15 protein-coding genes are annotated in these 13316 nt (G+C 37.0%); 1 reads left to right on the forward strand and 14 read right to left on the reverse strand.

Going from position 1 to position 13316, the window contains the following annotated elements; genetic code table 11:
- Positions 1–124 precede the first annotated feature (124 nt).
- The 11 genes from G6053_RS17560 to G6053_RS17610 all read right to left on the reverse strand — a co-directional run bounded on the left by G6053_RS17560 (position 125) and on the right by G6053_RS17610 (position 8080).
- Positions 125–880 carry an SDR family oxidoreductase gene (locus tag G6053_RS17560; protein WP_165307523.1) on the reverse strand — a complete coding sequence of 252 codons (756 nt, stop codon included), beginning with the start codon at positions 878–880 and terminating at the stop codon, positions 125–127.
- Between the two features lie 82 nt (positions 881–962).
- Positions 963–1349: an OsmC family protein gene (locus G6053_RS17565; protein WP_108633617.1), complete on the reverse strand. Its 387-nt coding sequence runs from the start codon at positions 1347–1349 to the stop codon at positions 963–965.
- Positions 1350–1504: 155 nt separating this feature from the next.
- On the reverse strand, positions 1505–1894 hold the full coding sequence (locus G6053_RS17570) for an OsmC family protein (protein WP_108633616.1): 390 nt from the start codon (positions 1892–1894) through the stop codon (positions 1505–1507).
- 48 nt (positions 1895–1942) lie between these two features.
- On the reverse strand, positions 1943–2641 hold the full coding sequence (locus G6053_RS17575) for a DsbA family oxidoreductase (protein WP_108633615.1): 699 nt from the start codon (positions 2639–2641) through the stop codon (positions 1943–1945).
- 23 nt (positions 2642–2664) lie between these two features.
- Positions 2665–2958 carry a thioredoxin family protein gene (locus G6053_RS17580; protein WP_165307525.1) on the reverse strand — a complete coding sequence of 98 codons (294 nt, stop codon included), beginning with the start codon at positions 2956–2958 and terminating at the stop codon, positions 2665–2667.
- Between the two features lie 72 nt (positions 2959–3030).
- The gene (locus tag G6053_RS17585; protein ID WP_165307527.1) at positions 3031–3579 is read right to left on the reverse strand and encodes an OsmC family protein; all 549 of its coding nucleotides are present in this window, start codon (positions 3577–3579) and stop codon (positions 3031–3033) included.
- Positions 3580–3958: 379 nt separating this feature from the next.
- Positions 3959–4591 (reverse strand): NAD(P)H-dependent oxidoreductase, encoded by a 633-nt coding sequence (locus tag G6053_RS17590; RefSeq protein ID WP_165307529.1) that lies wholly within the window; start codon positions 4589–4591, stop codon positions 3959–3961.
- Positions 4592–4612: 21 nt separating this feature from the next.
- Positions 4613–4906: a thioredoxin family protein gene (locus G6053_RS17595; protein WP_165307531.1), complete on the reverse strand. Its 294-nt coding sequence runs from the start codon at positions 4904–4906 to the stop codon at positions 4613–4615.
- 148 nt (positions 4907–5054) lie between these two features.
- Positions 5055–6059, reverse strand: a complete 1005-nt coding sequence (locus G6053_RS17600) for an LLM class flavin-dependent oxidoreductase (protein ID WP_108633610.1) — start codon at positions 6057–6059, stop codon at positions 5055–5057.
- A 541-nt stretch (positions 6060–6600) separates the two neighbouring features.
- Positions 6601–7149, reverse strand: a complete 549-nt coding sequence (locus G6053_RS17605; protein WP_165307533.1) for a hypothetical protein — start codon at positions 7147–7149, stop codon at positions 6601–6603.
- A 28-nt stretch (positions 7150–7177) separates the two neighbouring features.
- The gene (locus tag G6053_RS17610; RefSeq protein ID WP_165307535.1) at positions 7178–8080 is read right to left on the reverse strand and encodes a helix-turn-helix domain-containing protein; all 903 of its coding nucleotides are present in this window, start codon (positions 8078–8080) and stop codon (positions 7178–7180) included.
- Between the two features lie 427 nt (positions 8081–8507).
- Here G6053_RS17610 and G6053_RS17615 point away from each other — a divergent pair, with 427 nt between their 5' ends.
- Positions 8508–9830 (forward strand): aminotransferase class I/II-fold pyridoxal phosphate-dependent enzyme, encoded by a 1323-nt coding sequence (locus tag G6053_RS17615; protein ID WP_165307537.1) that lies wholly within the window; start codon positions 8508–8510, stop codon positions 9828–9830.
- Between the two features lie 407 nt (positions 9831–10237).
- Here the strand turns inward: G6053_RS17615 and hxpB are convergent, their stop codons facing one another.
- The 3 genes from hxpB to G6053_RS17630 form a co-directional block, all read right to left on the reverse strand.
- Positions 10238–10948 (reverse strand): hexitol phosphatase HxpB, encoded by a 711-nt coding sequence (hxpB, locus tag G6053_RS17620; protein WP_206531757.1) that lies wholly within the window; start codon positions 10946–10948, stop codon positions 10238–10240.
- On the reverse strand, positions 10935–11456 hold the full coding sequence (locus G6053_RS17625; protein WP_165307538.1) for an N-acetyltransferase: 522 nt from the start codon (positions 11454–11456) through the stop codon (positions 10935–10937). The genes hxpB and G6053_RS17625 overlap by 14 nt, the downstream gene beginning before the upstream one ends.
- A gap of 429 nt (positions 11457–11885) precedes the next feature.
- Positions 11886–13292: a PLP-dependent aminotransferase family protein gene (locus G6053_RS17630; protein WP_165307540.1), complete on the reverse strand. Its 1407-nt coding sequence runs from the start codon at positions 13290–13292 to the stop codon at positions 11886–11888.
- Positions 13293–13316 lie beyond the last annotated feature (24 nt).

The following is a 13316-nucleotide window of genomic DNA, read 5'->3' on the forward strand; positions in this document are numbered from 1 at the left end:
TCTGCTAATTTACTGCTATTTATTGAAGTACACAAAAAATTGTCTGATTTAGTTGATAAAAAAGGCGGTTGTACATTTATTTTACAACCGCCTTTTATATGGTCCAGATGAAATGGACTGAAATTTAATTTTGTCCTGCTAGTAATCCACCGTCAACAGTCCAAGTTGCTCCGGTAACCCAGCTTGTTTGGTCTGAAAGTAAAAAGTCAATTGTCTTAGCAACATCTTCCGGTTGACCAACACCTCCTAATGGATGGTATGCATCAAATGCAGATAGATTTTCAGCAATTTTATCTTCTGGCATAAATGTCTTGAAGATTGGTGTCACCACAAACCCTGGGTTGACAGAATTTACACGGATGTTAAATTCAGCTAATTCAATAGCCAATTGTTTCGTAAGTGCTACCAATCCAGCTTTTCCAACCATATAGGCTGATGCAGGTCCTGCTTTAAGCGCATGATGCATCAGTGCCGCACCAATATTAACAATAGATCCACCTTTATTTTCTTTCATAATTAAAGCCGCTGCTTGTGTAATAAAAAAGAAAGCTTTGGTATACGTCTGAAAGCTATCATAGTCTTTCTCCGTATGATCAAAAAATGAAATTGGATTATAATGTCCTGCCCCATTAACCAAATACTTCAAATTTGGCAATTCATTTTTTAGGTTACTATTGAAATCAACGACAGCATCCATATCGGAAAGATCTACCGAGTAAATCTTGACTATACCACCTTTTTCTTCCAATTCCACTTTAGCTTTATTTAAGCTTTCAACACTTCTTCCTACTATTGCCACTTCAACTCCTCTTCCGATTAATAATTCTGCCGTGGATTTACCTATTCCGGTTGAACCACCTACGATTAATGCTTGTTCCATTTTTCTATATTTTTTATATTCGTTATGTTATTTCCGCCTTGGAAATAATTAAAATTAATATTTATGCGATCTTACCTTCGGATTAAGCTCCGTAAGTAAATTCATAGTTTTTTACAATGGCAGGATTAAGACTGTTGCCAACGTGACATAAATTCTTTGCTGAATTTTCAATCAATTCCTTTTGTTCTGCTGTATAGTCTTTATCGAAGAACAACTTAACGTTGATGGTTCCTACTTGTCCGCCTTCTGCTGACATTTCATAAGACAGTTCACTTCTTGAACCGTTTACCTCAAAATCTTTTTTTCTGGCGTAAAAATCAACTGTAGCTAACATACAGCTTGCATATGACCCCATAAGAAGATCGATAGGACCAAATTTCAGATCTACTTTAATCGGATCAGCATTCGATGTTGATTTTGTACTTGAGTTATATTTACCTTCGTAGGTACTTGCTATTACTTGTGACATGTTGTTAAATTTTTGTTATTAATTTGTATTGATTTAGAATGTTGATGCGGACACCCCCTACGCTATATCTGCTCCGATCTCTATTGGTGACCGCATATCATTCAGTTGTAAATAAATCTTTTCTAAAGTTCAGATCAGTAAAAGATTTACTCTTTTTATTTTGCCTCGTAAAAGAACTCGTAGTTTTTTACGATTGAAGGATTAAGACTGTTTCCTACGTGACATAAGTTTTTTGCCGAATGCTCGATGATTTCTTTTTGTTCTGCCGTATAGGATTTGTCAAAGAACAACTTCACATGGATTGCACCAACTTGTCCGCCTTCTGCTGACATGTCATAAGACAGCTCACTTCTTGATCCATTGACCTCAAAATCCTTTTTTCTTGCATAAAAATCTACTGTTCCAAGCATGCAGCTTGCATATGAACCCATAAGTAGATCAATAGGACCAAATTTCAAATCGACTTTAACTGAATCAGCGTTCAACGGTGATTTGGTACTTGAATGATATTTACCTTCGTAGGTAGTTGCTATTATTTGTGACATTTTATTTAATTTTTTAATTGTGAATACGAAATGACTTATATGTTGAAATTAGATGCTACATCCATCAATTCCGCACATATTGTCTCCAGATTCTTGGGACAGCTTAACCATGCTTTCCTGATAGGTCTGTCCAAGGGCTTTTGCAAAAAGTTCAACAGGCTGTGCTCCCGAAACGGCATATTTACCATCCAAAATGTAATAAGGTACACCTGTTATACCCAGATTCTGTGCCTCCATAATATCCTGCTTTACTTCATAATTGTAATCATCTTCCGATAATACTTTTCGTGATTTTGATTGATCCAAACCCAGTTCATCAGCAAGGGAAACCAAAAACTCAACATCGGCAATATTCTTTCCGTCGACAAAATGAGCTTTAAACAAAGCCTCTTCCATGGCATCAGCTTGACCATTTTCTTTTGCAAAATGCAATAGCTTATGGGCAGGAAAAGTATCTGCAGCAATGACCTGATCGTAATTAAAAGTTATTCCAGAATTTTTGCCCATTTCTTTTAATTGATTTAAGAACTGATCAAGGTTAGCTTTAGAAAAACCTTTACGATTCATCATATACTCGCTGATACTCATATTCCCAGAGTTTTCTTTTAATGAAGGATCCAACTGGAAACTTTTCCACTCCACTTCTACTTCATCTTTGAAGGAAGAATCTGCTAACGCTTGCTCAAAATTTTTCTTAGCGATGTAGCAAAAAGGACACATAATGTCCGACCATACCTGTATTTTCATTGCTTTGTTATTTTAAAAGTTATTTAGAGATTCTCATTGACGATTTCAGTAAGCTGCTGAGATGACAGAACACCGGAATGTCTCCATTTCATCTTACCGCTTTTATACAGCATCGTGGTAGGTACTCCCCTAATCTCGAATATTTTTGCTAACCCCGGATTCCGATCGATATCAACCCGCTCATAGTGAATGGCCACTCCATATTTTGCAACGGTTTCATCAAGATGAGGCTTCATGGCGATACAAGGACCGCACCAGGAGGCGTGAAAATTGATCATGGTCAGCCTGTCAGATTCTATTTTATTAGCTAAATTCATTTTTTTGATCTTTAAAAATGGTGAACAACAGCAATATTCCGTTTCAAAACATCGCTATTGTCATACACGAAATTAGATCACAGCCTTTAAGCTCTTATTGATACTAATTTTTACGGGTTCTGCAATGGTCCGGTATCCCGGAGATACTTTGCGAACATGTTCCGCAATAGCTGCGTAGTCTTCTTCGGTTCCGCTACCGCTAACTTCAAAATTGAATTGAAGTTCTTCAAATCCAACCGAAACATTCGGATCAACTTCTAAAAAGCCACGCAGATCAAGATTACCTACAATCGTTAAGTTAACACTGTCAAGCTTGATTCCTTTACTGGTAGCCCCTACCACAAAACCCACCATCATACATCCGGCTAAACCGCCTAAAATATAATCCTGAGGATTCGGATTCAGATTGTCTCCCAACAATTCTGCGGGCTCCCCGATCTGATATTTGAATTGTTTTTCAACCGAAACGCTTCCTATCTTTTTACTGTGAGTAGTAACTTCAGTATTCACACCACCTTTCCAGGTTGCGGTTACACCTAATGCCGCAATTGCTTCAGTAGGTTTGTTAGTAATTACTTCTACATAATTCCCTAATGCTTCTAAATTTACATTGTTTAACATAACCAATTGTTTTAAATTTTGTACTACAAAGGTACTGGGTTGAGAGCTGTGAGGAAATGGACAAAACTGAAAACAAATAGCACTTATTGATTCGATTCCCCGGTTTTAGAGCGTAAAACTTCCTTACTAAAATGTGTCGGTAAAAAGACAGATGAAACCAGTCGAATATACTTGAATAAAAAAAAGCAAGCACCTAGATACCTTACACTTACAAAAAAAAGGAAGTTACCCGTAATTGGGAAACTTCCTTTTTATCATGAGGCCTTTTGCTGTTTTGAATGAGTAATTTAGTTTCAGATAAGAAAAGGATAAATAGCTCACTTGACTTCTTCACAAAATCTTTTATAAGAGCTAAACTCTTCAAGTTAGCATCAATGAACTACTCTGAAAAAAAATCTTTTGCAATACCGTGAGCTGATTTAAGCGCATTTAAAAACTCTTTATCAGCATCTGGATTCACTAGATTTCCTAAAAATTTAACCGAATGAACTTCAGTAATACCAACAAGCCCCAACCACCAGTTTAAATAGGTAGACTGGAAATCTAATCCCAGTTCAATCGGTACACCTGCACCATATACGCCTGAGGTATAAATAATACATGCCTTCTTATCTTTTAATAATGGAAAGTACCCTTCTGCTCCAAAGCCAAAAGTCAGGCCCGGCTGTGAGATGGTATCGATATAGTGCTTCAATACCCATGGAATACCGCCATTCCACATCGGAACCGTGATCAGGTATTCATCTGCTGAGGAAAAACGTTCCGTTACTTCCACAACTTTATCCCATGAACTTTTTAATTCCTCATTTAACGTACCTTCACCGAAGAAAGTCATCTTGGCCGCAGCTTTGTCCCCGTCAAAGGTAGGAATACTTAAGTCCCAAAGATTCAGTTCATCTATAACAGCATCCGGATTCAACAGTTTATAGTGTTCCATAAATTCCTGAGCAATGGCTCCTGATTTAGATTTTTCCTTTCTCGGCGAACTGATAATGTGCAGTAATCTTTTCATGTTAAGTTCAAGTTTATAGAATTAAAGGTTCTCCTTTACCAACTGACCAAGCTCATGAGAGGGCACAACACCGGAGTGTCTCCATTTCATTTCTCCTTTTTTGAAAAGCATCGTAGTCGGTACACTTCTGATTTCAAATAGGGTTGCTAAATCTGGATATTTATCGATATCCACACGTTCATAATGAATAAGATCACCAAATTCCGCAACCACTTCATCTAAATTTGGCTTCATGGCCACACATGGAGGACACCAAGTCGCATGAAAATTAACCATGGTCAATTGTTCTGATTCTATTTTATTTGCTAAATCCATTGTTTTATATTTTTAAATTATTAACAGTTGTATTGTATTGTAATGTATTGTATTAAGGAAATGCAGGATATTTTCTGATTATAATGATCATGTGAGTCATTAAATATGATCTTAAACAGGCATTATCTGATTACGGAAAAAGGGAATCTTAACGATTTAAATCATCCATCACCTCTTTCATGATCATCATACTTTTCAATTTTTCCTTATGATCATAGACAGGCGAATGAATCATCAATTCGTCCACACCTGTCTGCCCTAAAAAGGCCTTTAAGTCATGACGGATTTTCTCCTTACTTCCAACAAAAGAACAGGCCGTCATTTGCTCCACTTGTAAACGTACCTGCTCAGACATGCCGTCCAGGAGCCCTGCTAACGAGTCCACTGGAGGTTGTAAAAATTTCGCTGAATTTTGTGCTAAACTTTGAAACATCTGATACAGACTGGTCGATAACTTTTCTGCTTGCTGATCCGTTTCTGCAGCTGTAGCATTCACAGCTGCTATCGTGTAAGGCTGTTTCAAAACATCAGAAGCTTTAAAATTCTGACGGTACAGTGCAAAGGCCTCCAACATTTGTCTTGGAGCAAAATGACCCGCAAAAGCATATGGTAATCCCTTGGATGCTGCTAAAGCTGCACTCTCTGTACTAGATCCTAAGATCCAGATCGGAACATGTGTATCTTCGGCTATAAAAGCACGCACCTTGGCATAGGGATTCTTATGAGAAAAATACATTTCTAATGCTTCCACATTTTGAGGAAACCGTTGAGATTGCTCATAAAAATCTTTTTGAATAGCTAAAGCTGTTTGGATGTCGCTTCCAGGTGCCCTTCCCAAACCCAGATCAATCCGATCTGGATAAAGCTGAGCTAAGGTTCCAAATTGTTCAGCAACAATCAGAGGCGAATGGTTAGGTAACATAATACCTCCTGAGCCTACTCGTATATTTTGAGTGTGGCCAGCAAGATGTCCAATCAAAACTGAAGTTGCAGTACTGGCGACATGAACCATATTATGGTGTTCAGCCAACCAGAGACGTTTGTATCCTAAATTATCGACCAATTGGGCCAATTCTTTAGTTTTTTCGAATGTAGAACGAGCATTGCTATCTTCAGAAATGAACGCTAATTCTAATAATGAAATAGGTATCATAATTCCCTTTTTTTAAATATGAATGACAGCTACTGAATACTTCTTTGCTTTAGAAATTGCTGGGATTAAATTTTAGTTTTTTATCGACAATCAATCTACAAGTAAGGAAGAACATATATAGTCCCAAAGATCAGTACCATCTGTTTTTAAATTTCCTACTACAAAGGTAATGGCTGGAAAGCATCAAGAAAATGGACAAAACTGAAAACAAGTGGTACTTATTGATCGGATTACACTTTCAAATTCCCATGCGATAACTTTGTAATAAACTGATAATAAGAGGACAAAATCAAGCTGAGTGGCCGAATTTTTGTTGCATATGGAATACTGCTTTTTTTAAAACGAATACCTAAGACTTAATAATAGATGAATTTTGACTATTGAAGGATTCCTGATGATGATCGTTCTTCTCCCCTAACAGATTATTGTCCAGAAATAAATAATCAAAGATTTAGGGTTAGGTAGATCAGAAACAGGGGTAAATCAAATTACTTGAGGACTTAATTGAAATTCCCCAGGTACCAGCTATTCAGAACTCAAATCATAGTTGAGTAAACTCTACATGTTCATATCTTTTTTCATAGATCGAAGCGTGAAAATTTTGCTCTGAGCGGAGCTGAATCAAGATTTCATTTTGAAACTGTAGTTCTTTCTCTAATAGCTGGTGCCAAAACTCTGGACGATCAGAAAAATTTTCATAATAGTCCAAGGTGTCAATTATTCCAACTAAAAGTGGAACTAAAGATGCTGAGAATTTCAAGTCAGAAGTGATACCAGCAAATGCATCTAAGATCAAGAGTTCGATTGGCTCCGGCTCTTCATAGTTGTCCGCATACACGTCTGCCTCAGCATTACTTTTTTCAATAGCATCTACGTAATTCTGAAGATGCCCACTACGGATATCGGAGATTAACTGCCGTTTTTTTATGTTGATATGGAGGTATTGATGCAGAGTCTCCTTAAAGTTGGGCAATTGACTATAAAATCCTAATAGGGCTATGGCTAAACTTTTTCTTTGCTCCAAGGAAGAATGCATCAGTCCGTCAATCAAGTTCCGGGTATGCTGGCTGATGTGTTTTACAATATCCATATCGTAATAGAATCTCCCGCCCGGACAACTATTGAAAGGATTTTCGGAAAGATGTTGGTGATTGACCGGTATATTTTTTAAAGTATCTGATAAAATAAGATGGATCTTCAAAACCTATTTTATCAGCAATCTGATTGACATTGAGCTCTGAATGAAGCAATAGTCTTTTTGCTTCCAATACGATCCTTTCATGGATCATTTCTGATGGTTTTTTATTGAGCAGTTGCAGCGTAAGATTTGATAAAGTTCTTAGGGAAACAAAAAGCATTTCGGCATATTGAGATGCAGGAAGTCCTTTGGTATAGTTTTCTTCAATCAGATTGACAAAATGGATCAACTGGGTACGTTTCTCATCCACAATAAAAGGCGCAAGTCCCTTATTAAGTTGTTCAAGTTCATATTTACGGCGCTGAACCTGAATCAGAAAAGCTTTCAGATAAAGCCTGAGCAATTCTTCCTGACCATATTTATCATGCTCTTTAAGCTCAGTCTGCATCTGGGAAATATACTCATCCAATTTGTACTCATTTCCACTTCCTACACAGCATGAAGGAATCTGATAGGGATTATTGAACATGCTGCACTTGAGGAAAAAATCAACATCGTTTTCCTTTTGAACCAAAAAATCCTCAGAGAAATGGATGACAAATCCTTGGTAATCTGGATTATGATCAAAAGCATGAACCTGGTTTTTAGCAATAAAGAAGATCGTATTTTCCGATACATCATATTCGTTGAAATCAACAAAATGTTTTCCATTACCTGACTTGAACCAGATAACCTGATAAAAACTGTGGATATGAGGTTTGGCCATATCTTCCTGATGCTCTTTGATCACATCTTGTAAAGACTGGACCTCAAACTGCATTTTGTTTGGAGCATCAGCCTTTAAATGATACTCATAGATAGCTTCCTCTTTCTGCTTTTTCATATGATTTCTTAAATTATGATTAGCGTAATATTTATGCAAATATAGAAGTAATTTCAGATTCACTCACATTCCCGAAGCTCAAAAAAGCATGTTGCAGATGAGATAACAATAATTAAAGTCCAAAATGATGATATGCAATTATGCACTCATACAGAAGATGTATTGAACACTATATATTTCACCAAAATTAGTGAGATAAAAGCGCAGACAAATCAGACCTGTAGATCATACAAAAAGCAGCTCCCTGCATGACTTAATTCATTTCCAAAAAATCAGGTATACAGAATTTTAAATCTTTACTTCCGTAAATGATCAGGAACAAACCCGAATGCTGTCTATAAGTACCATTTTTTTTCAGTTTTGTCCATACTTTCGAAGATACCCACAGCCTAACTTTGGGATATTTAATTTATATCAACAACATCCCATGTCAGATTTATCCTATATATCTTTAAGAGGCAATCGAGCTTACAACACTGTTGTTAGACCAGATTTTGAATTGTACTTTGAAGCATCTAAAAACATCTATCATCCGGTAGATAATCCACATGGCACTTTCCCTTTAAATGTAGCGGATAACAATCTCAATTGGTCAATACTAAGTAAAAAACTTCAGCATATATCCGCTACACAAAAAATTCCTCACTGGGTTTCAGGCTATACTTCTGGACGGGGTCATGAAACGTTCCGAGCAGCATTAGCAGAGTTTGTGGGTAATTTTTTAGCAAATCGCCCTTTAGATCCTGAAAATATAGGAGTCGCTGCTGGAGCTACCGCCGTGATCGAACTATCCGCTATCATTCTTGCTGATAAAGGGGATGTTGCCGTGTTTCCAGCCCCTGCATATCCGGTATACAGCCGCGACATCATGAATAAAGCAGGCGTAGAAAGATATGATTTAATTACGCATCATGATAGTGATGCTATCCATCATGGACCAATTCTGTCGATTGAACATCTGGAAAAAGCCAAACAGGATATTGAGTACCAAGGTTCAAATTTTAAACTTCTGGTAGTTACCAATCCGGATAATCCGACCGGAGGATTATATACCGCAGAACAATTGGAAACTATCGCCGACTGGTGTATCGAAAGAAAAATTCACTTTATCGTCAATGAAATTTATGGACTCGTAACCATTAACACAAAACACCCATCAATCGTTACTGATTATGCACACCAACATCAATTTACGTCATTCTTATCTATAATTCATCAAAAGAACAGCCCATATTTACATCAATGGTATGCCCTTTCTAAAGATATTGGCATTTCAGGAATGAGAGTCGGTACGGTATACTCACTTAACCAACCTTTCTTAAGCGCTTTTAATAATTTAAGCCTTCCACACATGGTTTCAAATCATACACAATGGTTATTGGAGAATGTATTGGGAGATCAAAAGTTTATGCGCAATTTCCTGGATGCACAGCAGCAAGCCCTGACCAAAGGATATATTGTAGTAGTTGAGATGTTAAAAAAACTAAACATTCCATTCGTTCCTTCCTACGGAAGTTTATTTGTATGGGCAGATTTTTCGAAATTTTTAAAAACAGAAACATTGACAGGTGAAATGGAATTTTGGGAAAACCTTTACAAAAATACGGGTGTCTTATTAACGCCAGGAATTGGATTCGGTCATACAAAAAAAGGTATGTTTAGAATTGTCTATACCTGCTTTGATGATGGAGCATTATTGGTAGCGATGGCAAGAATCGCTGATTACCTTTCCAGTTTGTCAAAATCTTAAAAACCAGCTACGAATTTTTACAGTTTGGACAGCTACGAACACTGTAAGCAAGAACTTAAAAGTAAAGGGGATTATTATACATGGTGCCTTTCTCAATTTCTATAGTCTTGTTAGAAGATTTTATTCCTCGGTATAATATAATACAAGTATCAACGAAATATGTTAAATTTTTTAAAAAATTTCACAGTCGCAGGTCTGTTAAAATTGACTTTTGCGCTATTAATAATTACCACCGGACTTATGGATAGAGAAACTTATATAGTGGTTTTGGGGGTTCTTCTAATAGTATTAACATTCGCGAGTAAAGGTTCGTGTTCAGCTGTAGCCTGTAGACGCTCTCAGCAAAAAAAGTAAATAGATAACTTACCCTACTGTAACAAAAAATGAGTTGGCATCATCGATTAAGTTTATTTGCATGCTCGATATTTCAACATTTTATTTAGAATGTTTATTTGATCATCATAAAAATCAAGAAGGCTGCCTATTCTAACATCAGCAATATCAAATTCAATATTGTCATAAAAGTATTGTCCCACAACTGCAATGACAGCCATGCCTGCCGCGCGGGCAGCCGCAATACCTGATGTTGAATCTTCCAGAACGATACACCTAGAAGGATCAACTGAGAGGCTTGAAGCCATTTTTAGATAGATGTCTGGGCTTGGTTTACCTTTGCGCACATGATCTGCAGAAAGTGTAATATCAAAATAATGTCCAATCTCTAATTTAGAAAGTACCTGTGACATAAGTACAGCAGGTGAATTTGTGGCGAGTCCAATTTTACACCCTGCACGTTTAAAACGTTCCAGCGTTTCTATGACTCCCGGAAGGGTTTGTCCGTCACAATCAATGAGCTCACCTACTCTTTTTATGACTTGCTGCTCAATATGTGCCAAACGTTTATCTTTCCATGGTTTAAAGTTGAACCAATACTCGGTAACTTCTTTTGTTGTCATGCGACTCGTTAAAGATGCTTGACTCGCGGTCACCTGAATGCCCACAGATCCAAAGACTTCTTTTTCTGCTATTCTCCAGAACGGCTCTGAATCTATTAGTAAACCATCCATATCGAAGATTACAGCTTCGATCATTGACCACTTATTATTATTTGCCTTCATTTTGATAAATTAAACAGATAGATTCCAATTTTATTTCATCAAATTCAAAGCTATTGCGTTGTCGAACAAATCCTTTTGTTTCGAAAAAATCAATAATTGGATTACCAATATATTCATTTACCCAAATAGCCTGAGTATTCCTGCATAGAGAAAGACATTTTGCAAATAGTGATTCCCGAATTTCTAATGCTGGATATTGTTGAAGAATTGAAAAATCAGCTATCCTAACCGCTCTTTTCCCATCAAGTAATGGAGGAACTTTTCCTCTGGACGTAATCTTAGCATATCCGACAGCTATACTATCAACGTACGTTACAAGCCACTGATTGGAAATATTATTCATTTCACTGACGAGATATTTTCTGTTAAATTGCTCATCAGTATACTTCATCAATTTAGAAGTATCAAGAATAGTGGTAAACTTTTCTGTCGCCAGTTCTTTTGTCAAATGCAATAGAATATCTGTGGATTCGTCTGTAGCTATTGCAAATTTTGTAACAATATTCATGTCATGTGATATAACTTAAAACAAAGATATAGCCTATAACGCAAACAGCGATAGTACAGCTTATTTTTTTATGACCGGTACAGATAAGTAGCTCAATCCAATTTACAGATTCTGTTTTTAATACTCCAGCTGAACTAGCTGGTTATTTAAGATAGATAGATTAATATCCTTAATTTACGGGTCAGCATCAGAAAAATATACCATATTTTGATTTAAGCGGTTCCGTAAAATTAAATTCCAAATGGCAGCTACTATCCACCAAGAGCGGCATATTCTTACAATTTTTCTAGATAGGAAGGAAAGAAAATAGGCTGCAATATTTTGTATAAATATGTGGCTCGATTGCAGTTCTTGACATATAAATTTGAACTTTAACACCAGGGTCTGGGGGGTTCGAGCAGACTCTTCTGAGGTCCAACCATTATTGAATCAGGCCAACCGCTGACCGAGCAGCTTGATCGCCTCAATACTTTTTGGATCAAAAGTGTCAACAAAAACAAGTCTGAAATATTTATCATACGCGGAAGAAAATGAAAAGGTATAGCCCGGTGTAAATCTTATACCTATCTTCTCACACTGCCCATAGAAATAGTTCATATCGGTTTTTTCCGCCATTTTAACCCAGAGATTATATCCGCCAGCCGGCGTTATCACGAAAGCATTTTCTCCAAAATAAGTAGACAGTAAATTAATCGCAAGCTGCGCATTCTTAGCCAAGTGAATTCTAAAAGCCCTTACATGTCGGTCGTAACTGCTGCCTTCTAACAAACGGCTGACAACTTCTTGATATAAAGGAGAAACCGTACTACCTAGAGCAAATTTCACCTGTTCAGTACGTGCCATAAATTGACCAGAGCTCAACCAGCCCAATCTTATTCCTGGGGCTAAAGTTTTGGCATAGGACGAATAAGTTAGTACCAGCCCACTCTCATCAAAACTCTTTATCGTGGAGGGCCTCTGTCCATGGAAATATAAATCCCCATATATATCATTTTCCACAACAGCAATATTGTGTTTCTGAGCAATGTTTAACAACATCATTTTTTGTTCATCGCTCAACATAATTCCTGTTGGATTATGAAAATTAGGAGTTATGACAAGCGCTTTTATCGAACCTTGCTCACATGCCTTTCTAAAGAAATCAACATCAAACCCAATCTTGTAATCCACAGGAATCTCAATAACTTTCAAACGAAGAATTCTTATAACCTCTAATACGGAAAATACAGATGGACTTTCCAATGCAATCACGTCCCCTGCACTACATACTGCGCTTAATGCAATAAATAAAGCCTGTAAAGCTCCATCAGTTATTAATAACTCGTGCGTATTGATCCTAGTTTTATAAGAAACAGAACGTTTTGCGATATTTTCCTTTAATGCCGATAGACCGTCCGCGGGGTAATATTGGAGTAATCGTGCCCCTTTCTCCCTGATTACTTGCTGCATTGTCCGTAATAACAATTTTTGGGGAATAACCAGGTTACCAGGAGCAGCCACATTGAATTCCGATATTTTCCTGCTCTTTTTCAGCGAGGTTGTAAGCGCCAGATGATTACTAAAAATAGGATCCCTTACAACTAGCTTGTGCTTAATTGCTAAAGGTTCCACCATAATCTGAATATTGTTACAAACATAATAACCTGATTTTGGTATACTTTCTACCAACCCACGAAGGATTAGGTGCTCATATCCAACCTGAACTGTACTTATACTGATCTGATATTTCTCTTTGATTGCTCTAACGGATGGAAGCTTATATCCGGGCTTGAAGATGCCTTCCTTAATATTTTTTTCAATCTCACTAGTGAATATCTCGAACTTATATCCCGCCATCTGTATTGCTTATTTTTATTAATA

Origin of the sequence: Sphingobacterium sp. DR205 (genome assembly GCF_011064245.1) — a bacterium.
GTDB lineage: Bacteria > Bacteroidota > Bacteroidia > Sphingobacteriales > Sphingobacteriaceae > Sphingobacterium > Sphingobacterium athyrii.